The organism is Microbacterium murale (assembly GCF_014635185.1).
Taxonomy (GTDB): Bacteria; Actinomycetota; Actinomycetes; order Actinomycetales; family Microbacteriaceae; genus Microbacterium; species Microbacterium murale.
Genome location: NZ_BMCM01000001.1, coordinates 588,361 through 608,343, shown reverse-complemented (window position 1 = coordinate 608,343; position 19,983 = coordinate 588,361). Strand labels below are relative to the sequence as shown.

General features: G+C 67.9%; 19 protein-coding genes. 9 read left to right on the top strand and 10 right to left on the bottom strand.

Annotation, left to right across the window (positions count from 1 at the left end; all coding sequences use genetic code 11):
* Positions 1 to 39: 39 nt before the first annotated feature.
* Entirely contained in the window at positions 40 to 867 is an 828-nt protein-coding gene (locus IEV67_RS02890; protein WP_188435059.1) for a MarR family winged helix-turn-helix transcriptional regulator, read from the bottom strand.
* An 88-nt stretch (positions 868 to 955) separates the two neighbouring features.
* Here IEV67_RS02890 and IEV67_RS18905 point away from each other — a divergent pair, with 88 nt between their 5' ends.
* Positions 956 to 1,513, top strand: coding sequence for a MarR family winged helix-turn-helix transcriptional regulator (locus IEV67_RS18905; protein ID WP_229702662.1), 558 nt, complete (start codon positions 956 to 958; stop codon positions 1,511 to 1,513).
* Position 1,514: 1 nt separating this feature from the next.
* Here the strand turns inward: IEV67_RS18905 and IEV67_RS02880 are convergent, their stop codons facing one another.
* Positions 1,515 to 2,321 carry a DUF1684 domain-containing protein gene (locus tag IEV67_RS02880; RefSeq protein ID WP_188435057.1) on the bottom strand — a complete coding sequence of 269 codons (807 nt, stop codon included), beginning with the start codon at positions 2,319 to 2,321 and terminating at the stop codon, positions 1,515 to 1,517.
* 18 nt (positions 2,322 to 2,339) lie between these two features.
* The gene (locus tag IEV67_RS02875) at positions 2,340 to 3,362 is read right to left on the bottom strand and encodes an LLM class flavin-dependent oxidoreductase (protein ID WP_188435055.1); all 1,023 of its coding nucleotides are present in this window, start codon (positions 3,360 to 3,362) and stop codon (positions 2,340 to 2,342) included.
* Between the two features lie 375 nt (positions 3,363 to 3,737).
* On the opposite strand from IEV67_RS02875, the gene IEV67_RS02870 reads away from it, so the two are divergent.
* The 7 genes from IEV67_RS02870 (at position 3,738) to IEV67_RS02840 (ending at position 11,774) form a co-directional block, all read left to right on the top strand.
* Positions 3,738 to 5,264 (top strand): ABC transporter substrate-binding protein, encoded by a 1,527-nt coding sequence (locus tag IEV67_RS02870; RefSeq protein ID WP_188435054.1) that lies wholly within the window; start codon positions 3,738 to 3,740, stop codon positions 5,262 to 5,264.
* A gap of 99 nt (positions 5,265 to 5,363) precedes the next feature.
* Complete coding sequence (locus tag IEV67_RS02865) at positions 5,364 to 6,389, top strand: ABC transporter permease (protein WP_188435052.1); 1,026 nt, start codon at positions 5,364 to 5,366, stop codon at positions 6,387 to 6,389.
* A gap of 1 nt (position 6,390) precedes the next feature.
* Positions 6,391 to 7,320 carry an ABC transporter permease gene (locus IEV67_RS02860; RefSeq protein ID WP_188435050.1) on the top strand — a complete coding sequence of 310 codons (930 nt, stop codon included), beginning with the start codon at positions 6,391 to 6,393 and terminating at the stop codon, positions 7,318 to 7,320.
* A complete protein-coding gene (locus tag IEV67_RS02855) occupies positions 7,317 to 8,174 on the top strand; it encodes an ABC transporter ATP-binding protein (protein ID WP_188435048.1) in 858 nt (285 codons plus the stop codon). Before IEV67_RS02860 ends, IEV67_RS02855 begins: the two co-directional genes overlap by 4 nt.
* Positions 8,167 to 8,997 (top strand): ABC transporter ATP-binding protein, encoded by an 831-nt coding sequence (locus tag IEV67_RS02850; RefSeq protein WP_188435046.1) that lies wholly within the window; start codon positions 8,167 to 8,169, stop codon positions 8,995 to 8,997. Before IEV67_RS02855 ends, IEV67_RS02850 begins: the two co-directional genes overlap by 8 nt.
* Positions 8,998 to 9,056: 59 nt before the next feature.
* Positions 9,057 to 10,409 carry an NtaA/DmoA family FMN-dependent monooxygenase gene (locus tag IEV67_RS02845; RefSeq protein WP_188435044.1) on the top strand — a complete coding sequence of 451 codons (1,353 nt, stop codon included), beginning with the start codon at positions 9,057 to 9,059 and terminating at the stop codon, positions 10,407 to 10,409.
* A gap of 3 nt (positions 10,410 to 10,412) precedes the next feature.
* Complete coding sequence (locus IEV67_RS02840; protein WP_188435042.1) at positions 10,413 to 11,774, top strand: LLM class flavin-dependent oxidoreductase; 1,362 nt, start codon at positions 10,413 to 10,415, stop codon at positions 11,772 to 11,774.
* A 4-nt stretch (positions 11,775 to 11,778) separates the two neighbouring features.
* On the opposite strand, the gene IEV67_RS02835 is transcribed toward IEV67_RS02840, so the two are convergent.
* Both IEV67_RS02835 and IEV67_RS02830 read right to left on the bottom strand, forming a co-directional pair.
* Entirely contained in the window at positions 11,779 to 13,188 is a 1,410-nt protein-coding gene (locus IEV67_RS02835; protein ID WP_188435040.1) for an MFS transporter, read from the bottom strand.
* 76 nt (positions 13,189 to 13,264) lie between these two features.
* Positions 13,265 to 14,122, bottom strand: a complete 858-nt coding sequence (locus IEV67_RS02830; protein ID WP_188435039.1) for a serine protein kinase RIO — start codon at positions 14,120 to 14,122, stop codon at positions 13,265 to 13,267.
* A gap of 269 nt (positions 14,123 to 14,391) precedes the next feature.
* Between IEV67_RS02830 and IEV67_RS02825 the strand changes: the two genes are divergently transcribed.
* Positions 14,392 to 15,582: an MFS transporter gene (locus tag IEV67_RS02825; protein WP_188435037.1), complete on the top strand. Its 1,191-nt coding sequence runs from the start codon at positions 14,392 to 14,394 to the stop codon at positions 15,580 to 15,582.
* Positions 15,583 to 15,606: 24 nt separating this feature from the next.
* On the opposite strand, the gene IEV67_RS02820 is transcribed toward IEV67_RS02825, so the two are convergent.
* The 5 genes from IEV67_RS02820 to IEV67_RS02800 are packed head-to-tail and all read right to left on the bottom strand — an operon-like array spanning position 15,607 to position 19,948.
* Complete coding sequence (locus tag IEV67_RS02820) at positions 15,607 to 16,515, bottom strand: helix-turn-helix transcriptional regulator (RefSeq protein WP_188435035.1); 909 nt, start codon at positions 16,513 to 16,515, stop codon at positions 15,607 to 15,609.
* Positions 16,516 to 16,543: 28 nt separating this feature from the next.
* A complete protein-coding gene (locus tag IEV67_RS02815; protein ID WP_188435033.1) occupies positions 16,544 to 17,314 on the bottom strand; it encodes an ABC transporter ATP-binding protein in 771 nt (256 codons plus the stop codon).
* A complete protein-coding gene (locus tag IEV67_RS02810) occupies positions 17,311 to 18,129 on the bottom strand; it encodes an ABC transporter ATP-binding protein (RefSeq protein WP_188435031.1) in 819 nt (272 codons plus the stop codon). Before IEV67_RS02810 ends, IEV67_RS02815 begins: the two co-directional genes overlap by 4 nt.
* On the bottom strand, positions 18,126 to 18,989 hold the full coding sequence (locus tag IEV67_RS02805) for an ABC transporter permease (RefSeq protein WP_188435029.1): 864 nt from the start codon (positions 18,987 to 18,989) through the stop codon (positions 18,126 to 18,128). Before IEV67_RS02805 ends, IEV67_RS02810 begins: the two co-directional genes overlap by 4 nt.
* Complete coding sequence (locus tag IEV67_RS02800; RefSeq protein WP_188435714.1) at positions 18,986 to 19,948, bottom strand: ABC transporter permease; 963 nt, start codon at positions 19,946 to 19,948, stop codon at positions 18,986 to 18,988. The genes IEV67_RS02805 and IEV67_RS02800 overlap by 4 nt, the downstream gene beginning before the upstream one ends.
* Between the last annotated feature and the right edge of the window lie 35 nt (positions 19,949 to 19,983).

Genomic DNA, 19,983 nt, shown 5'->3' with positions numbered 1-19,983 from the left:
TTGGTGAGCCCGGCCCCGCGTGGGACCGGTGGGTGATTGTCACTGCGCGTCGCGACCGCGGGCGAATCCGGCGTCGAAGCCGCGCTCGTAGGAGCCCTGCACGAAGCGTGCGAAGTGCGCCCGACCGCGGCCGTGGTCCCGGTGCTCGTAGCCCTCGCGTCCATTGTGAGCGCGCGGGCCACCACGGTGGCCGTGGTCGGCGTCGTGCGCGAACCGGCGGTCGCCATGCTCGCAGTGTCCGCGTCCGTCGTAGTCGGGGGCGCCATGGCCCTCGTGGTCGAAGGACTGCGGGCCGAATCCGGGCTTGCCGAATCCGCGGGGTCCGAAGCCGTGCGGGCCGAACCCGCGACCGCGTCCTCGGCCGAAACCACGAGGGTCGAAGCCTTCGCGCTCGAAGCCGTCTCGGCCGAATCCACGAGGGTCGAAGCCGCGACGTCCGCGTCCGCGGGGGAGTGGGGTCTCCTCGTCCCAGCCGAATGTGCGGGCGAGCTTCTCGAGGGTGGCCATGGTGGTGGCGAGGTCTTCAGCGGGAATCGCGTCGGTGACCTTCGCGCGGATGCCGTCGACGATGCCGCCGAGGCGTTCCTTGGCCGTGCGGCCTTCGGCGGTCAGGGTCCAGGTGCCTTCGGCATCCGTCACCCAGCCCAGTTCGATCAGCCGCGCCAGCTTGTGTGCGGGCAGCGGACGATCGCTCTTCGGACGGTCGGCCGGAACCGTGCCGTCGATGACGTTCAGGAGGCGCCATTCGCGGCGCGTGATGCCCTCGGACTCGAAGGCGGAGGCGAACTCGGCCGCCATGAGGCGATCGACGGCCTTGAGCCAGAATCCGAACGGGCGGGAATTCTCATCAGGGTTGATGGTGTTCATGGGAAAATCCTTTGCTTGTAACTGTGCATGTATATGTAGTGTGACATGCAATGCGGATACATGTCAAGTCGCATGTAAAATCGAACGCGTGAGCACAGACAATCCAGACCCGGCCGAGATCATCGCGCAGGCCCTCGGGCGTCTGCGCGGACGACGACCGCACGGTCCAGGACGCGGCGGTCCGCATGGGATGCGCGGAGATTTCCCGGGGGATCATCACGCGCATGGCCATGGGCACGGCGACCACTCGCCGCTCGGCCGTCGCGGGATCGTCCCTCCGCCGTGGGCCGGCGGGCCCGGGGGACGTCTGGGCGGGCCCGCGTGGATGCGGATGCTGGAGGCTCTGGCCGCGGCATCCGAACCGCTCAGTGTGAGCGCGCTCGGCGAGGCCGTGGGCGTCGACCAGCCGCGCGCCTCGCGACTCGTGCAGCAGGGGGTTCAGCGCGGGCTCGTGCAGCGAGAGGCCGACCCCGACGACGCACGTCGCACACGCATCGCCCTCACGGAGACCGGCCAGAAGATCGCCCGCGGCATGCGGGGCGAGCGGCGTGAGGTGCTGTCGAAGGCGCTCGAGTCGTTCACTGATGAAGAGGCCCGCGAACTCGCCCGTCTGCTGTCGAAGCTCGCCGACAACTGGGGGAATTGAGTCAGGTGCGATCGAGCGGTGTCTTCTCGCCGGCCTCGATCGCGAACGGAAGCCAGTTCTCGACCGGCGCCAACGGGCAGGGTGAGTAGTCGGTGTATGCGCACTGCAGGTTGCTCGCCCGGTTGAAATCGAGCACGACGCGTCGGTCGTCGCCCTCGGGTAGCGTCACGCTGAGGGTTCTGCTCGCACCATAGGTGGTCACGCCGCTCGTCGAATCGCGGAACAGCACGGTCGCGGCATCCGCTCCCCGCGAGATCAGCGTGACCGCGACCTCGACGCCGTCGACGGCGAATCGCACTCTGCCCGGGGTCACGTGCGTGTGCTCGATCGCGTCGATCGCCGCGGCGATCGGGATCTCGCGCGGATCCGTCGGATCGAAGATCCCCTCGATCACCCACCGCTCGTCCGGCGTGAAGGTCGGAGTGCCGCGGTACCCGGTACGCAGCTCGTGCTCGGGATGCAGCGGTCGCACGATGTCACGTCCGCCGCGCTTGGACACCTCGATCACGGCATCCTCGAAGCGTGCGCGATGGAAGGTCCGCTCGGCGATCACGCCCCAGTCGTGCCGGCCCCGCACCGCGACACCGTCGACGTCGAGCACCTGCCCCGCATCGAGTTCGACGGACACGCCATCAGGACCTGTGGTCCACGACCCTGGTACGTCGTCGAAGCGCTGGGGATCGGCGCTGAGCAGATTGAAACTCGTGTACGCCAGGAAACCGTGCGGCTCGCGTCGGCGCCGTTCGAGCGCCTCGTGCCAGTCCTGCCATTCCGCGGCGAACGTGGTGGCCGTCTCTGCGATGCTCATGATGTCTCCTCCGGCCGCTCAGGCGGCCACCTTCTCGCGGGCGGATTTCCAGCCGAGCGCCGGTGCGATCTCGGTCGCCAGCAGCTCCAACGCCCTGATCGAGGCATCCAGCGTCGGCCGGGCCGGGTTGAACTGCGCCAACAGGTCCGTCGCGAGGGGCAGTACCTGCTCGCCCTGCAACTGCGCGATGACCTCGTCCGGATGTCCGTAGTGCGCGTGATAGCGGAACAGCGCGTTCTCCAGCGTCTCCTCGCCGAGGGGTCTGCCGCCTGCGTTCGCACGCCGCACGTTGTCGATGAGAGCGTCGCCGATGTGGCCGAGTGCGCTCTGCCGGTCCTCCGCGGCGAATATGAGCCGGGAGAGACCGATCCGCGGCGCGCGCGGCTGCGTCCACTCGGCCAGGTAGCGCTCGGCCCATGCCCGCTGCACGACGTCGGTGCGCTCCTCATACCCGTAGGTCGCACGGTTCAGTAGGAGGTTCGCGCCTTCGCCGGCGACATGCGCCGCACCCTCCGCGCTGAACACGGCGTGCCAGCTGCGTTCGTCGGCGAGCGCGGGGGACGCCGTCTTCAAGACTGTGCCTTGGGCGTCGAGGGGGATGCCGCGCAGGGCGGATCGCACGGCGGCGAAGTAGTCGGTCGTCAGCTCTCTTCGCCGTTCGAAGTCGCGGCCGTAGATGCCGTACGCCACAGGATCGAAGCCCGTTCCGACGCCGAGCTCGACGCGGCCGTCCGAGATCGCGTCGAGCAGGCCGACATCCTGGGCGAGCTGGATCGGCTCGTAGAGCGGGATCAGCGTCACCGCCGTTCCCAGATGGATGCTGCGCGTGCGCGCTGCCGCATTCGCAAGGAACACCCAGGGCGAGCCGAGGCCGCCGGCGGCATCATCGCCGAAATGATGCTGCGCCACCCAGCCCGAATCGAAGCCGAGCTCGTCGGCGGCGACGAACAGCTCCAGCGCGTTGCGGTACGACTCGCGCACGTTCTCACCACCCTCGACGTGTGTGAGGAATCCGAGACGGAATGATCCTGCGTCGCCCATGGCGACTCCCTTCGACAGCGGCCCATCTGGCCGGCGGCGCTGTTTCGGTGCGCCTGCGGTCACGGTAGCCAGAGTCGGATGCCGGCTGGGATCCGTGTCTCCGTGTGACGGCAGCGGACGAATTGTGACGCGGCGGGCTTCACGTTCGGGAGGAGAACTCCCGCTCGGGAGGAAGGACTGGAGCGTCGTCTCCTCCCGACGAGGAGAACTCCTCCCGAACGGGGGCGCCCTGCCGGCGTCATACAGCGGCTGTATGTCGCTGTGTGACGCCCGCAGAAGCTTTGTGACACGACCCCTCCCGGGCATATGCATCCCCGCGAATGATTGCCAGCACCCCCGAACATCGACTTCCACACAGCAGAACGGACCCGAACCATGACCAGCAGAATCACTCGACTTCGAACGGCTGCCGCGGCCGTGCTCGTGGGCGCCCTTGCGCTCACGGCGTGCGCGGCATCGCCGTCCGGAGCCACCGGCGACGGCGAGGAGAAGGTGCTCCGCTGGGCCGCGACGCTCCCCGCGCACTGGGATCCGGTCGTCCAGGGCTCCGGCTTCAACTTCAACCTCACCGCTCTCGCCTACGCGTCACTCACCGAGATCGATGAGAACGGCGATGCGGCTCCCGGCCTCGCTGAGAGCTGGGACTACAACGACGAGGGCACCGCGGTCACCTTCCACCTCCGTGAGGGCCTCACCTTCCAGGACGACGAACCGGTGAACGCCGAAGCGATCAAGCTCTACATCGAGCGCGCGAAGACGCAGGAGAACTCGGCACTGTTCGGCGATCTCACCTCGATCGAATCGGTCACGGCCGACAGCGAACTCGACGTCACGGTGCATCTCAACCAGGTCGACCATCAGATTCCCCTGCTGCTGGGCAAGCGCACGGCGCAGATCACCAGCCCCACGGCCGCAGAGGACCCAAAGAAACTCGACCAGTGGCCAGTCGGCGCCGGCCCCTTCACGGTCACCGAGTACGTCCCCGAGTCGCACATCTACTTCGAGAAGAACGAGGACTACTGGGACGCCGACAACATCCACATCGACCGTCTCGAGCTCTCCACCGCACCTGACCCGTCCACGCTGGTCGCCTCGATCGAGACCGGCGTCTACGACTTCGCGTATGGCCTTGATGCGTCGCAGTACGACACGGCGATCGACGCGGGCCTGGATGTCTCGCAGCACCCGGTGTACTCCGCATCGAACATCAGCCTGAACATCAACAAGGCCCCGTTCAACGACCCGGCCGTGGTCGAGGCCGTGCGGCATTCGATCAACCGTGACGAGTTCCTCGAGAAGGTCACGTTCGGTCTGGGCTACGCCACGACGCAGCCGTTCCCGGAAGGGTACGTCGCCTATGACCCCGAGTCGGAGGACCTCTGGCCGTATGACCCGGAGCTGTCGAAGCAGATCCTCGAGGACGCCGGGTACGAGCCAGGAGAGATCGTCGTCGACTTCGTTGTGAGCACGGATGCCGTCTCCAATGAGATCGTGCAATCGCAGCTCGCCGCCATCGGCATCACCGCGAACATCACGGTGGCACCGGACTGGGCGACGCCCTTCTTCGCGAAGGACCTCACCCTGTCGACGTACGGCACTACCGGCCGCGAGTCGCCGGTGCAGACGCTCACGGCGCACTTCGGACCGGACGGTCCGCTGAACCTGTCCACCCCGTACGAGCCCGACGGCTTCGCCGAGGCCATCAAGGTCGCCCGTGAGACACCGCTGGACTCGCCGGACTACGCCGCGAACCTGCAGGCCGCCACCCGCGCCGGACTGCAGAGCGAGGCGCTCATCTTCACGGTCGGCACACCCACGCTCGTCGTGAAGTCCCCTAAGGTCTCCGATCTCGAACAGATCCCGGGGCAGATCAACCTGACGGGCGTCACCATCGGGGAGTGACGGATGCGCGGAGCCGGCGTGATGCCGGCTCCGCGCACGAAGACGAACACGAATACGAATTCGAACACGAACACGAACACGAACAGAGAGGAGCAGCACATGACCGCCATCGCATCGCCTGCCGCAGCATCCGCAGTCCCGCGCCCGCCGCGCCTGAACGCGCACGTGGGAACGCTCGCGCGCATCGTCGCGCACACCGTGATCGTCTTCGCGACCGTCTTCCTGTTCGCGACCTTCATCACCTTCGCGCTGCAGGGTCTCAGCGGGTTGAGCCCCGCACACCTGCAGCTGGGGGAATCCGCCACCCCCGAGCAGGTCGCCGCCCTCGAGCACGAATGGGGCCTGGATCGGCCGTTCCTCGTGCAGTACATCGACTGGTTCGCCGGCATCCTGCACGGCGACCTCGGCAACAGCTGGTACAACGGCGCGAGCGTCACCGACCTGCTCGCGTCGCGCGCCGGCATCAGCCTCTCGGTCGCGGGGCTCGCGCTCCTGATCGGGATCGTGCTCGGCTTCGGTCTCGGGGTCCTGGCGGCCGCGTATCCGACGAGCCTGCTCGACCGTTCCATCACCGGTTTCACCACGGTCATCTCGGTGATGCCGTCCTTCGTCGTCGGCATCGCGCTCGTCGCCGTCTTCGCGGTCTCGTTGGGCTGGTTCCCCTCCGCAGGCTACGTGCCGATCGAGCGGGGCGGCGTCGGGCTCTGGCTCTGGCACCTGTGGCTGCCCGCCATCGCGCTGAGCTTCGACACGGTCGCCGACCTCGCCCGCCAGATGCGCGTCGGACTCATCCAGGCCGGACGCGAGAACTACGTCACCGGGGCGCAGATGCGCGGACTCGGTTCGCGTCGCATCTTCTTCGGCCACGTGCTGCGCAACGGTTCAGGTCCTGCGCTCACGGTGCTCGGCATGAAGTTCCCCGCGCTGCTCGGCGGTGCGGTGGTGACCGAGGCGATCTTCGGACTCGCCGGCTTCGGCAAGTTCGCCGCCGACTCGGCCAGCCGCGGAGATGTCCCCTCGGTGCAGGGCGTGCTCGTCGTCGCGATCGTGCTCGTGGTCGTCTTCAACCTCATCGTCAACCTGCTGCTCGTGCGGCTCAACCCCGCCTCCGCGAGAGGAGTCTGAGATGGTCCGTCGCATCCTCGCGCTGCCGGCCGGTCGGTTCGCCGCCGCCTTCCTGGTGTTCATCACGCTCCTCGCGCTGCTCGGCCCGGTGCTCGCGCCCTACGATCCGCTCGCCGGCACCGACGACATCCTGTCGCACCCGTCGGCCGCGCACTGGCTGGGCACCGACTACCTCGGTCGTGACGTGCTCAGCCGGATCCTCGCCGGATCCACCATCAGCGTCTTCGGTGCCGTGCAGGTCGCCGCGATCGCCCTGTTCGTCGGGGCGATCCCCGGGGTGCTGTCGGTCTACCTCGGCCGCGTGTTCGAGTGGCTCACGCTGCGCTTCGTCGACACGTTGATCGCCCTGCCGTTCCTCGTGTTCGCCGTCGCTGCCACGGCGCTGCTGGGCAACGGCATCCCGCAGGCGATGTTCGTCGTGGGCATCATGGTCTCGCCACTGTTCTACCGCGTCTCGCGTGCCGCGACGATGAGCGTGGCGAAGTCGCAGTACGTCGAAGCGGCGGTCCTCTCCGGGGCCCGCACCGACTGGATCGTGCGCGTGCACGTGTTCAGCAAGGTGCTGCCCCCGATCGCGATCGCCACGGCGAACACGCTCGGCATCGGATTCGTGGTCGTCTCCAGCCTGACGTTCCTCGGGATCGGCATCCAGCCACCCGCACCGTCGTGGGGTGGCGTGCTCGCCAGCGACCTCGGATATCTCAATTACCGGCCGTATGCGCCGATCTTCACCACCGTGCTGATCATGCTCACGGTCTGGGCGTTCAACCTCCTCGCCGACGTCATCCGTGACGTCGCGGGGGAGTCGGGGCGCACCCTGCTCGCCGAGCGGGATGCCGTGCGCAGCCGGCGTCGAAATGGCCGCGGCGTCGACGCGCCATCGGGTACCGATCAGACGGGCAGTGCGCTCGCCGGAAGGAGCTCATCATGACCGACAGCATCCTGCGTCTGGACGACGTGCGCATCTCACACCGCCACACCGGGGAGGAGATCGTCCGCGGTGTCACCTTCGATCTGCATCCGGGGAGGGTGGTCGGCATCGTCGGCGAATCCGGCAGCGGCAAGACCTTGACCTGCCGCGCGATCCTCGGCATTCTGCCGAAGCTCTTCGAGGTCTCCGGTGGGAAGGTGGAGCTGTTCGGCCAGGACATCGCCGGATTCACCGCCCGCGACTGGGAACAGCTGCGCGGCGTGAGCATCACGGCCGTGTTCCAGGACCCCGGCTCGTACCTCAACCCGTCGCTGCGCGTCGGGCCCCAGCTCGCCGAGGCCTTGCGTGTGCGCGGGGGACGCACGCGTCGTGAGGCGAAGCAGCGCGCGTTGGAGCTTCTCGCGGACGTGCGGCTGCGAGACCCCGAACTCGTCTATCGCAGCTACCCGCATGAACTCTCCGGCGGGATGCTGCAGCGTGTGCTGATCGCGTCGGCGATCTCGCTGGAGCCGCGGATCCTCATCGCCGACGAGGTGACCACGGCGCTCGATGTCACCGTGCAGGCCGAGGTCCTCGATCTGCTGATGGACCTCAAGGAGTCGCACGGACTCGCCCTCATCGTCGTCTCGCACGATCTCGCCGTGGTCGCGCAGACCTGCGATGACGTGCTGGTGCTGCGCCACGGCGAAGTCGTCGAGCACGGATACGCGAAGAAGATCCTGTTCGCACCCGAGCACGAATACACCCGCCTGCTGATCGATGAGCACAACACCTACGGCCTGGATCGGTTCCGTCGCAACCCGGTCGCAGGGCACGTGCCCGCCGCGGAACGGGTGGAGGTGGGTCATGTCTGATGCCGTCGTCGAGGCCCGAGGGCTCGCTGTCTCCTACGGCACCGGGCGGAACCGCAAGCAGATCATCCACGATGTCTCGTTCGAGGTGGGGGCCGGCGAGTCGGTCGGAGTGATCGGGGAGACCGGGTCGGGGAAGTCGACGATCGCACGCGCGATCGTCGGGCTCGTCCCCGCTGCAGCGGGAACAGTCGCGGTCGGTGGAGAAGAGGTCACCTCCTTCAGACCCGGCCAGTGGCGCGACTTCCGCCGCCGCGGTGTGATCCAGTACGTGTTCCAGGATCCGCTGCGTGCGCTGGATCCCGACCTCACCATCGGCGATTCGCTGGCCGAGCCGCTGCGCCTGCAAGGGCGGCTGTCGAAAGCGCAGATCCGGGATCGCATCGCCTTCCGGCTGGAGCAGGTGCGGCTGCATCCCCGGCTCCTCGAGCGCTTTCCCGGTGAGCTCTCCGGCGGGCAGCGCCAACGCGTGCTGCTGGCCCGCGCACTGGCCACCGAACCGCGTGTCCTCATCCTCGATGAGCCGGTGAGCGCTCTGGATGCCGCGAACCGGGTGTCGGTCCTCGAGATCCTGAACGATCTGCGGGCTGCCGGCACGTCACTGGTGTTCATCTCGCACGATCTCGGCTCAGTCGCCGGCGTCACCGATCGTGTGCTCGTGCTGTACCGCGGAGAGATCGTCGAATCGGGGCCGACAGTCGACGTCGTGAGCGAGCCGCAGCATCCGTACACCAGGCTCCTGGTGGGATCCGCGCCCAGCCTGCACACCGGGGCGATCGCCCGCGAGGAGCGCGCCGAGCTGCGTCGACTGCTCGACGCGCACTGACGATCCGCAGCATCCGACACATCCGAACCACCCAACGCATCCGAACCATGGAGACCGAAATGTCCGAACGAAAGCTCAAGCTCGCCCTCAGCGTCTACGGGGTCGGCGGCCCAGGCCATCACAGCCTCTGGAAGGACCCCCGCATCCCGAAGAACGCCTCGATCGACATCGACTGGTACATCGCCAGGGCGAAGCAGGCCGAGGCCGCGCTCTTCGATGCGCTGTTCATCGTGGACAGCCAGTTCATCAACGCGACCTACCCGGCGCACTACCTGAACCGTCTCGAGCCCCTCACGCTCCTCTCCGCCGTCGCGACGCACACGAAGCATCTGGGGCTCATCGGTACGGCGAGCTCCACATACAACTCGCCGTTCAACCTCGCCCGCCGCTTCGGGTCGCTCGACCAGATCAGCCACGGGAGGGCAGGCTGGAACGTCGTCACGAGCTTCGACACCGGCACCTCGCGCAACTACGGCCTGGAAGAGCACCTCGACTACGCGACGCGTTACGGGCGTGCGCTCGAGGCGGTGCAGGTCATCCGCGGACTCTGGGACTCGTACGAGGACGACGCGTTCGTCGCCGATGTCGAGAACGACCTGTTCCTCGATCCGACCAAGCTGCACGCGCTGAACCATCGGGGCGAGAACTTCCGGGTGGACGGTCCGCTGAACCTTTCGCGCTCGCCGCAGGGGCAGCCGGTGATCTTCCAGGCCGGCATCTCGGAAGAAGGGAAGACCCTCGCGGGGGAGGTCGCCGAGGGCATCTACGCACCCGGCGAGGACTTCGAATCGGCGGTCGAGTACTACGCCGACGTGAAGGGACGGCTCGCCGCGCACGGCCGGCACTGGGACGACCTCGTCATCCTCGTCGGCGCGACGCCGGTGATCGCGTCGACGGATGCTGAGGCACACGACCGTGCCCGCGAGATCTACGAGTCCGACAACGACTTCGATCGCAAGCTGGCTGCCTTCGGCCGCGGATTCGGGGCGTATGACTTCTCGCAGCACGATCTGGATGCGCCGTTCCCCGATGTCGCGGCTCTCGCGGACAAGGGCGGCCGCACGCGGTCGCAGGCGATCATCGAACGGGCGCGCGAGGAGAAGCTCACCTTGCGCCAGGTCGTGGAGGAGTCCGCGCAGTACAAGCCCTCGCCGTTCATCGGCAGTGCGCAGACCGTCGCAGACACGATCGAGAAGTGGTTCCTCGGTCGCGCAGCCGACGGGCTGAACCTGCGCGCGCGGACTCCGGACGACATCGACAGCTTCACCGAGGAGGTGCTGCCGATCCTGCAGAAGCGCGGACTGTTCCGCACCGAGTACGAGGCGGAGACGCTGCGCGGAAATCTCGGGTTGAAGGTGCCGGAGAACCGCTATGCGGTGGATACCGACGCATCCGCCCTCGTGGAGGCGTGAGTCATGACGAAGCGACAGCTCAAACTCGGGTTGGTACTCACCGGCTCCGGGGGCCCGGGAAACCACAACCTGTGGCTCGATCCTGAAATCCCCGCGAATGCCAGCGTCGACATCGACTGGTACATCGAGTACGCGAAGAAGGCGGAGGAGGCGAAGTTCGATCTCGTCTTCATCGTGGACAGTCAGTACATCACCCCGGATTCCCCACCGCACTACCTCAGCAGGCTCGAGCCGCTCACGCTGCTGTCGGGGGTTGCGACGCACACGAAGCACGTCGGCCTGGTCGGCACGCTCACCACGTCCTACAACGCCCCATTCAACGTCGCGCGCCGGTTCGCGTCGCTGGATCACATCAGCCGCGGCCGCTCGGGATGGAACGTGGTGACCAGTGGCGATGCCGGCACGGCGGGCAACTACTCGCTCGATGAGCACTACGACTACGACACGCGCTACGGCAGGGCCAGCGAGCACGTCAAGCTCGTGCAGGCGCTGTGGGACTCGTACGAGCCGGATGCCCTGCCGCGTGATCGGGCGACGGGGCAGTTCCTCGATGCGTCGAAGCTGCATGAGCTGAACCACCGCGGCGAGTACTTCTCCGTGAAGGGGCCGCTGAATCTGGAGCGTCCGCCTCAGGGTCGGCCGGTCATCTTCCAGGCCGGAGATTCCGAACAGGGGCGAGATCTGGGTGCCGAGGTCGGGGAGGGGATCTTCACGCACGCGGCGTCGCTCGCCCAGGCCAAGGCGTTCTACGACGACATCAAGGGCAGGGCGGTGTCGAAGTACGGCCGCCGGCCCGAGGACCTGCTCATCCTCCCTGGCGTCGGTGTGATCATCGGCGACACGGATGACGAGGCTGTCGACCTCGAGCAGCATTACCGCTCGAGCGACCACTCCTTCGTGCAGGCGCTGGGGGAGTTCGGCCGATCATTCGGATGGCACGATTTCCGCCAGTACGATCTGGATGCGCCGTTCCCGCAGCAGGCTCTGCGATACGCGCAGAACAGCTTCCGCACGCAGGCCGAACGCATCGCGGGACGCGCGGCCGAGGAGGGCTGGACGCTGCGTCAGACCGTGCAGCAGAGCCTTCGTCGTGATCGTGGACCATTCACCGGCACGGCCGAGGCCGTCGCTGACCGCCTGCAGGAGTGGTTCGAGGAGCGCGGCGTTGACGGGTACAACATCCACGCCGGCCATCCGGCGCAGTTGGGTCGGTTCATCGATGAGGTCGTGCCGATCCTGCAGGACCGAGGTGTCTTCCGCGCCGAGTACGAGGCAGACACGCTGCGGGGGAACCTCGGACTCGGCATCCCGGAGAACCGGTACGCCGGGGCGCAGGAGGAGGAGGCGGTTCTCGCCGAGAGGTGAGGATTCAGACCTTCTGCTGAGCCTTCACCGGCAGCAGAAGCAGGAACCCGAGCAGCAGCACCAGGATGATGCCCAGGATGCCGAACGAAGTGGCGCCGGTGAGCACGATGAGCAGCGTCCATGCGCCAGAGGCCATCCAGCTCGCGGCGCGGCCGGTTGTGGCGTAGAGGCCGAAGATCTCGCCCTCTCGCCCGGCCGGCGTGACGCGCGCCAGGAACGATCGCGATGCCGCCTGTGCCGGGCCGACGAATGCGCAGAGGACCAGGCCGCCGATCCAGAAGACGACGGTGCCGGCGTCCACGAGGAAGAACACGGCGAGACCGGCGATCACCATCGCGCCCAGTGCGAACAGGATGATGCGCTTGGGGCCGAACCGATCGTCGAGGCGGCCGGCGAGGATGGTCGAGATGCCGGCGATGAGGTTGGCCGCGATGCCGAAGATGGCGAGCTCCAGGAACTTGAAGCCGAAGACCTGACCGGCGATGATCGCGCCGAATGCGAAGATTCCGCCGAGCCCGTCGCGGAAGACGGCGCTGGCGAGCAGGAACCAGAACGTGGGCCGCGTCTCGGGGGAGCGGTATAGGCCGATGACGTCCTTGACGAGCAGCACGTACGACGTGAAGAAACCGACCTGCCGCTCAGGACGCCCGAGCGACGGCTCCGGGACGTTGAGAAAGATCGGGATGGAGAAGACGATCGCCCAGATCGCGCACCCGAGCGCAATGATGCGGAACGGCAGGCCTGCATCGTCGGAGACTCCGAACCAGTCGAAGGCATAGAAGACGATGACGATGACGAGGGCGAGGACGCCGCCGATATAGCCGAAACCCCAACCAAGTCCGGAGATCTTGCCCACAGTCTTAGGGTTCGCGATGCCGATGAGCATGGCGTTGGAGTTCACCGCAGCGATCTCGCCGAACACGGAACCGGCCGAGATGAGAGCGACGCCCAACCAGAACAGCGTCGGCGTCGGTTCGACGAACCACAGGCCGAGCATGCAGGCGATCAGCGCACCGGTGCCGATCCCGAGCCAGAGCTTCTGGCGCCCTGCCGCGTCGGCGCGCTGGCCGAGGACGGGAGCGAGGATCAGGATCGCGAGAGCGGCGATCGTGGAGCCCAGCCCCAGCCCCGAGGCGAGCCCGGCCTCCGCAGTCTTGCGGATGGGGTCGTCCTCCGCGAGCGCTGCGATGTCCGCCGGCAGGAACGCCTCGGTCGTGAGGTAGAGCGCCGTGAAGATGAACGTCAGGATGACGGTGTTGAAGGGCTGCGTCGCCCAGTCCCACAGCGCCCATGAATAGATCTGCTTCTTCGGGGCCTCGGTGTCGCCGCGCAGCTCCAAGCCCACGACGGCGACCGCGCCGCTGTTGGCTGTGGGGCCCGGAGTCGGAACGGCGTCGTTGTCGGAAGCGCTCATGCTCGAAGTCTGGCGGGATCCGGTGAACGAGAGGTAGCGGCGCGCCGCGCCGGAGTCCTCGAAGTGGCACCGCCGCTCACGCGTACGACGACGCCATCAGCTCCGCGAAGAGTTCCTCCGCATCGCAGTCGACTCGGTGCCTGGCGAACCAGTCGCACACGTTCACGCAGTCGCGATGCAGCAGATCGAGCCCCTGCGGGTTCGCGATGATGTCGACGATCTGCGGCAGGTCGATCACGCGCACCCGACTCTCGTGGACGAGGAGGTTGTACGGCGACAGGTCGCCGTGGGCGAAGCCCGCAGCCGCGAAGATGCGCATGAGGTCGACGACCTGCGTGAAGTAGTCCGCGAGCACATGACGGTCGCCGCGCTCCTGTGCGAGCCGTGGAGCCGCCGTCGCTTCTGTGCCGATGAACTCCATCAGCACCTCGGTGCCGTTCACCTGCACGGGGTACGGCACCGGGGCACCGAGCTCCCACATCCGACACAGGGCGTTGAACTCGGCGAACGACCACTCGGCGGCGGCGACCTCTCGTCCGAACGACGACTTCTTCGCGAGTGCGCGCGCATCGCGCGAGTTCTGCACGCGACGGCCCTCGGTGTAGACCGTCGACCGATGGAACGAGCGGTGCTCTTCGCTGCGGTAGCGCTTCGCCGCCAGCAGCGTGCGCTGCGTCGGATCATCGGGCACGGCGCGCTCGATCAGGAACACGTCGGCCTCCTTGCCCGTCTTGAGGATGCCGAGCTCGGTGTCGAGCGCGCCGGCAGAGGTCACGACCCACTCCGGCCATGGCTGTGGCCCGCGCTCAGTTGGAGTGATCGCCGGCCACGTCGACCAGCGCTGGCCGTCGCCGGGTTCGACGTCGGCGAACGAGAGCGTGGAATCGAGTGAGAAGGAAGAGGATGCGTCGAATGACGCGAAGGGATCAGTCACGGTGGTTGCTCCGGAAGGGAGACCACACGCGGATCAGGAGCGGGTGGCCTCGAGGGGAAGGATGTCGGCGAGAGGCGCGACAAAGACAGTGGACATCTTCGGCTCCTTCCGCTCGGTTCTTCCCCGGGGCGGCCCCGGTGCCATCCGACAATACCGCGAGGGTGCGGCCCTGTCACGTACTGCGCCGAACTTCATGACGGCGGACGAATGGTCGGATGCTGCGGACGCGCAGTCGGGTGCGGCATCCGCTCGCCTGCCAGCATGGAACCATGACAACGACCGCATCCATACCCGTGAACGTCTCCGCCCCTGCCGAGCGGATCCGTTACGGCGCCCTCGTCGTCATGATGCTGCTGAGCTTCCTCCTCGTCACGGCCGAGTTCCTGCCCAACGGCATGCTCACCGAGATGGCGGATGCGCTCGGCGTCACGCCGGGCCAGGCCGGGCAGACCGTCACGGTCACCGCGCTCGTCGGCTTCATCGTCGCGCCGACGGTCGGAATGGTGTTCCCCAGAGTCGATCGCCGAACCCTTCTGGTCTGGATGGCTCTCGCCGCGGCGGCGTCGAACCTCATCGTCGCGGTCTCGCCGAATCTGATCATCATCCTTCTCGCGCGCTTCCTGCTCGGCGCCGCCTTGAGCACCTTCTGGTCGATGTCGATCACGGTCGCCGTGCGCATCGCCGGCCCGGAACGACTCGGACGCGCGGTGATGTTCACCTCTGCCGGCACCTCGCTCGCCACTGTCGCGGGCGTTCCGGTCGGCGTGATGCTGAGCCAGGTGATGGACTGGCGCGCGGTGTTCGCTCTCGCCGGCATCGTCACCGGCCTGCTGGCAGTGGCGCTGCGCACCATGCTGCCGCGGGTTCCCGCAGCGCAGACATCGAGCTTCGCGCTGCTCGCCGACACGATCCGGCGCCCCGGCATCGGACTGGGACTGACCGGTCACGTGCTGGTCGTGCTGGGTCACTTCCTCGCCTACACGTACGTCCGCCTCGCGCTCGAGCGGATTCCGGAGGTCGACGCCGGCACGATCGTCGTGCTGCTGGCGGTGTTCGGCGTCGGGGGTCTGATCGGAAACCTCACGATCGGGCTGATCATCGACCGCTCGTTCCGGCTGTTCGCCGTACTGGCGCCCGCCGTGATCGCGGTGGCGGTCGCCGCGACCATCCTGCTCTCGGGTACGGTTCTCGGCGTCGGAATCGCCGTGTTCGTGTGGGGATTCTTCTTCGCGTCATGGCTGATCGTGGTCAACACCTGGGTGGGGCACCGGATGCCCGACCGCCTCGAAGCCGGCGGCAGCCTCGTCGTCGTCGGATTCCAGGGCGCGATCATGATCGCCGCGGGCCTGGGCGGCGTCCTCGTCGACAGCATCGGCGTGGAGCCGTCGTACGGCCTCGGCGCTGTCGCGCTCGTGGTGGGTGCGATCCTGTTCGGACTCTCGAACCGCGTGCGCGGTTGACCGGGGTGGCGCCGAGGCCGCGCCTCAGGCGGCGACGACGACGCGCTGCGCCCGCCACGCCGAGGGCGTCATCCCGGAGTGGCGGCGGAACGCGCGGCTGAAGCCCTCATCCGACGAGTAGCCGAGTTCCCGCGCGGTCTCCGACACGGTACTTCCGGCAGCGAGCATCGACTTCGCCGCATCCATCCGCACGCCGACGACATAGCTCGCCGGCGATCGGCCGATCACGGAGCGGAACCGCTCGGCGAAAACCGAGCGCGACATCGCGCCGACACCCGCGAGCGACTCGACCGTCCACTCGCGGCCGGGCGCCTGGTGAATCGCGGCGATCACGCGGTCGAGGAACGGGTCGTGAGATCGGGCAGCCCATTCGTCCGGGACGCATCCGATCTCGGCCCACGCGCGGATCACCGAGAGCAGCACGGTGGTCGCCATCATCCGGCAGATCACCGGATCACCCGAGCGCACGTCGTCGGTGGTGAACGGGTCCAGCCCCAGCTGCGCCGCGAGCGCGGCGGCCGCCGGTTCCAGTGCAGCGAAATCGTTGACGACCACGAAGCCCGGCACCATGTGCAGCGCTGTCGGGTCGGAGAGCCGCAGCTCACCCACGACCAGGGTGGCGCCTTGCGAGGCATCGAGGATGACCGAGCGGTCTCCGAGCGTGAGCAGCGCTCCGCCCGCAGAGAGCAGATCGGGAGCAGCCGGCTGACTGACGCTGATGGCCCGGGTCAGACGGTCGACGCCGAGGGTGCAGCCGCTCGCCAGCGGCGGGTGGCCGCGCACGGCACCCGAGATCACGTGCACGAAACTCACGACGCCGTCGGTGAGCGGAAGCACGCCGGATGCCGGCAACTCGATGCGCCGTGTGGCACCGGAGACCACGTTCACTCCTGCGAGCACACGCTCCAGTGTCGCCTGATCGATCGTCGCCATGGTGGTGGCAACGATCAGGATGCCGGGGCTATTCCGCGGCGCGCGCAGACGGCAGGCGCGGGATCGCCGACACGAGGGTGCGGGCGTAGTCGGTCTGCGGGTCGTGCAGCACATCTGTCGTCGCTCCGGCCTCGACGACGCGGCCGTTCTGCAACACGACGGTCCGTTCGCAGAGTGCTGCGACAGCGCTGAGGTCGTGCGAGACCATGATCAGCGCGAGCCCCGTCTCGCGCCGAAGCTGCTGCAGCAGGTCGATCACCTGGATGCGGGTGGTCACGTCCAGCGCGCTCACGGGTTCGTCGGCGAGCAGTACGCGGGGCTTGGAGACGATCGCACGTGCGATCGCGATGCGCTGACGCTGTCCGCCCGAGAACTCATGCGGGTATCGCTGGAGCACGTCGACGTCCAGACCGACGGAGGTCACAGCATCCGCCACTGCCTGTCTTGCCTCGCCACCGCTTGCGATGCCGAGCGAACGCAGCGGTTCACCGACGATGCGGTCGATGCGCTGACGAGGGTCGAGTGACGAGTACGGGTCTTGGAACACGGTCTGCACGTTCGCCCGGAAGCGCCGCATGAGCCGGCGATCACGTCGGTCGAGCGGTACGCCGTCGAAGTGCACGCCGCCTGTACGGGGCGTCGCGAGCCCGAGCAGCAGCGACAGGATGGTCGACTTGCCGGCGCCCGACTCGCCGACGAGGCCCACAGCCTCACCCGCCGAAACCTCGAGCGAGACATCGTCGACCACGGTGCGGTGGCCATAGGCGAATCCGGCGCCTCGCAACTCCAGGATGCTCATCGGCGCACCTCTCCGTCCGCCGACGGGGATGCCGGCGCGTCGAGGGCGGAATCCAGCGCCCGCGCGCTCGCGACCAGTGCCGCCGTATAAGGATCGTGTGGTTCGCCGACGATCTGTTCGACCGTTCCCTGCTCGACCGCCCGCCCGCCGCGCATCACGACGACCCGGTCGGTCATGCGGCTCACGACGGCCAGATCATGACTGATGAACATGAGCGCCATGTCGCGTTCCGAGACCAGCCGGTCGAGCAGAGTGAGGATCTCATCCTGCACGGTGACGTCGAGCGCCGTGGTCGGCTCGTCGGCGATCAGCAGCTTCGGCCGTGCGGCGAGGGCGATCGCTGTGGCGACGCGCTGACGCTGTCCGCCGGAGAGCTCGTGCGGGAACGCCCTCGCGAACCTCGGGTCGGGCAGCGACACGTCTTCGAGCGCAGCGCGCACGGCATCCTGCAGCGCGACTCCACGCAGGTCGAGATGGCGACGCATCGGCTCGGCGATCTGCCGTCCGACGCGCATGAGCGGATCGAGCGCCGTCAGCGGCTCCTGGAACAGGATGCCGGCCACCGGGCCGCGCAGCGGACGAAGCGCTCTGTCCGGAGCACCGACGACCTGCGTGCCGTCGAGCAGCACCGACCCGGAGGCGGTGAGAGAGTCGGCCAGGAGCCCGGTGACCGCGAGCGAGGTCACCGACTTACCGGAACCGGATTCGCCGATCACACCGACACGCTCTCCCGGAGCGATCGTGAACGACACGTCGTCGACCAGACGCTGCCGGCCGGCAGAGACGGTCAGGCCGGAGACGTCGAGAAGGTTCATCGCTGCCTCCTGCGGGTCGGGTCGATGAAGTCGCGGAGGCCGTCGGCCACGAAGTTCACGCCCAGTACGAGCGTGACCAGCGCAACGCCGGGAGCGATCGCCCCGACCGGCGCTGTGAGCACTGTGCCCTGCGCCTCCTGCAATAGGCGACCCCATGAGGCGTTCGGCGGGGGCGCGCCGAGTCCGAGGTACGACAGGCTCGCCTCGGCCAGCACCGCCGCGCCGAACTGGAGTGCGAGGTTCACGCCGAGCGTCGGGGCGATGTTCGGCAGCACGTGGAACAGCACGATGCCGGGCCAGCGCGTGCCGCTCGTGCGCGCAGCGGTGATGAACTGCTCCTGCAGCACGCGGCGGGCGAGGATGCGGGTGAGCCTGGCGACGACTGCAGACATCGCGAGACCGATCGCGAGGATCGCCGACCACAGGGAAGCGCCCTGCACCGCCACGACGAGCATCGCCAGCAGCAGCACGGGGAAGGCGATCACGACGTCGAGCGTGGCCGAGAGCGAATCATCCACCCACGGTCGGGCGAACGCGGCGACGAGACCGATGAGCACGCCCAGTACAGCGGCGAGGGCGACCGAGCCTATGCCGACGAGAAGCGCGATGCGCGCGCCGATCATGAGCTGCGTGAAGAGGTCGCGTCCGAGCTTGTCCGTGCCGAGCAGGTGTGCGGCGCTGGGTGCTTCGAGGCGTCCTCCGCTGATGTCGGATGGCGGGTAGGGCAGCCACACGAGGGAGACCACCGCGAGCAGCACGACGAGCCCGGTCAGCGAGAGTCCGAGCACGAGGGTCGCGTGACGGCCGATGCGGCGGTGCGGCGCAGCATCCTCGAGCTCCTGCTCGATCACGGCGCTCATCGGTTACCCGCCACACTGCCGCGCAGGCGCGGATCGATCAGGCGCTGACCGATGTCGGCGACGAAGCCGACGAGCAGCACGAACAGGGTACTTACGACGAGCACGCCCTGGATGTTGGCGAAGTCGTGCTGCTCGATCCCGGTCAGCAGCATGCTGCCAAGGCCGGGGAGGGAGAAGACGCTCTCGACCACGACCGCTCCCAGCAGAGTCGTCGAGAGCTCGATGCCGAGGATGGCGACGACCGGTACCGCGCCGTTGCGCAGTCCGTGCCGCAGCAGCGCTTCGCCGAGGCCGGAGCCGCCGGCCCGTGCAGTGCGCAGATAGTCGCTGCCCAGCACATCGAGCGTGGCCGCGCGTACGTAGCGGGCGAGCGAGGCGCTCATGACGAGTGCGATCGTGATGACCGGGAGGGTGAGGGCGCGCAGCGCTTCGGCCGGATCCTCCCAGTCGTCGCGTGGGAAGCCGCCGGACGGGAGGATGCCGAGTCCGAGCGCGAAGATCCAGACCAGGATGATGCCGACCCAGAACACCGGCACGGCGATGCCGAGCTGCGAGAAGCCGGAGAGCACCGACCCGTACCAGCGGTCGGACTTGACGGCGGCCGTGATGCCGACGACGACCGAGATGACCAGTGCCAGTGCGAATGCGAGGAGCGTCAGCGGGAGGGTGATCTGCAGGCGGGATGCGATCTCCGGCGCCACCGGGAGTGTGCTGATGTACGAGTCGCCCAGATCGAAGCGCAGCATCTGCCCGGCCCAGGTGAAGAACTGCTGCGCGAGCGGCTGGTCCGATCCGACCTGCGCCTGCGCCGCCGCGATCTGCTCCGGCGTGGCGTCCACCGACAGCAGCGCGTTCGCGGGGTCGCCGGGCAGCAGTCGCAGCAGCACGAAGATCACGACCATCGCGACGACGAGCGACACGACGAGGAACGCGAGGCGGCGGAGGAGGTAGGGGAGCATGAGCACGCAATGAGTCAGTGTGTGTGAGAGCCGCT

Excerpts from the sequence above, each read along its gene's own strand:
- IEV67_RS02880 (WP_188435057.1), bottom strand. The coding sequence starts at position 2,321 with ATGAGCATCGCAGAGACGGCCACCACGTTCGCCGCGGAATGGCAGGAC.
- IEV67_RS02825 (WP_188435037.1), top strand. The coding sequence starts at position 14,392 with ATGACAACGACCGCATCCATACCCGTGAACGTCTCCGCCCCTGCCGAG.
- IEV67_RS02865 (WP_188435052.1), top strand. The coding sequence starts at position 5,364 with ATGACCGCCATCGCATCGCCTGCCGCAGCATCCGCAGTCCCGCGCCCG.
- IEV67_RS02820 (WP_188435035.1), bottom strand. The coding sequence starts at position 16,515 with ATGGCGACGATCGATCAGGCGACACTGGAGCGTGTGCTCGCAGGAGTG.
- IEV67_RS02870 (WP_188435054.1), top strand. The coding sequence starts at position 3,738 with ATGACCAGCAGAATCACTCGACTTCGAACGGCTGCCGCGGCCGTGCTC.
- IEV67_RS02860 (WP_188435050.1), top strand. The coding sequence starts at position 6,391 with ATGGTCCGTCGCATCCTCGCGCTGCCGGCCGGTCGGTTCGCCGCCGCC.
- IEV67_RS02890 (WP_188435059.1), bottom strand. The coding sequence starts at position 867 with ATGAACACCATCAACCCTGATGAGAATTCCCGCCCGTTCGGATTCTGG.
- IEV67_RS02840 (WP_188435042.1), top strand. The coding sequence starts at position 10,413 with ATGACGAAGCGACAGCTCAAACTCGGGTTGGTACTCACCGGCTCCGGG.
- IEV67_RS02800 (WP_188435714.1), bottom strand. The coding sequence starts at position 19,948 with ATGCTCCCCTACCTCCTCCGCCGCCTCGCGTTCCTCGTCGTGTCGCTC.
- IEV67_RS02850 (WP_188435046.1), top strand. The coding sequence starts at position 8,167 with ATGTCTGATGCCGTCGTCGAGGCCCGAGGGCTCGCTGTCTCCTACGGC.
- IEV67_RS02875 (WP_188435055.1), bottom strand. The coding sequence starts at position 3,362 with ATGGGCGACGCAGGATCATTCCGTCTCGGATTCCTCACACACGTCGAG.
- IEV67_RS02855 (WP_188435048.1), top strand. The coding sequence starts at position 7,317 with ATGACCGACAGCATCCTGCGTCTGGACGACGTGCGCATCTCACACCGC.
- IEV67_RS02815 (WP_188435033.1), bottom strand. The coding sequence starts at position 17,314 with ATGAGCATCCTGGAGTTGCGAGGCGCCGGATTCGCCTATGGCCACCGC.
- IEV67_RS02835 (WP_188435040.1), bottom strand. The coding sequence starts at position 13,188 with ATGAGCGCTTCCGACAACGACGCCGTTCCGACTCCGGGCCCCACAGCC.
- IEV67_RS02810 (WP_188435031.1), bottom strand. The coding sequence starts at position 18,129 with ATGAACCTTCTCGACGTCTCCGGCCTGACCGTCTCTGCCGGCCGGCAG.
- IEV67_RS02845 (WP_188435044.1), top strand. The coding sequence starts at position 9,057 with ATGTCCGAACGAAAGCTCAAGCTCGCCCTCAGCGTCTACGGGGTCGGC.
- IEV67_RS02805 (WP_188435029.1), bottom strand. The coding sequence starts at position 18,989 with ATGAGCGCCGTGATCGAGCAGGAGCTCGAGGATGCTGCGCCGCACCGC.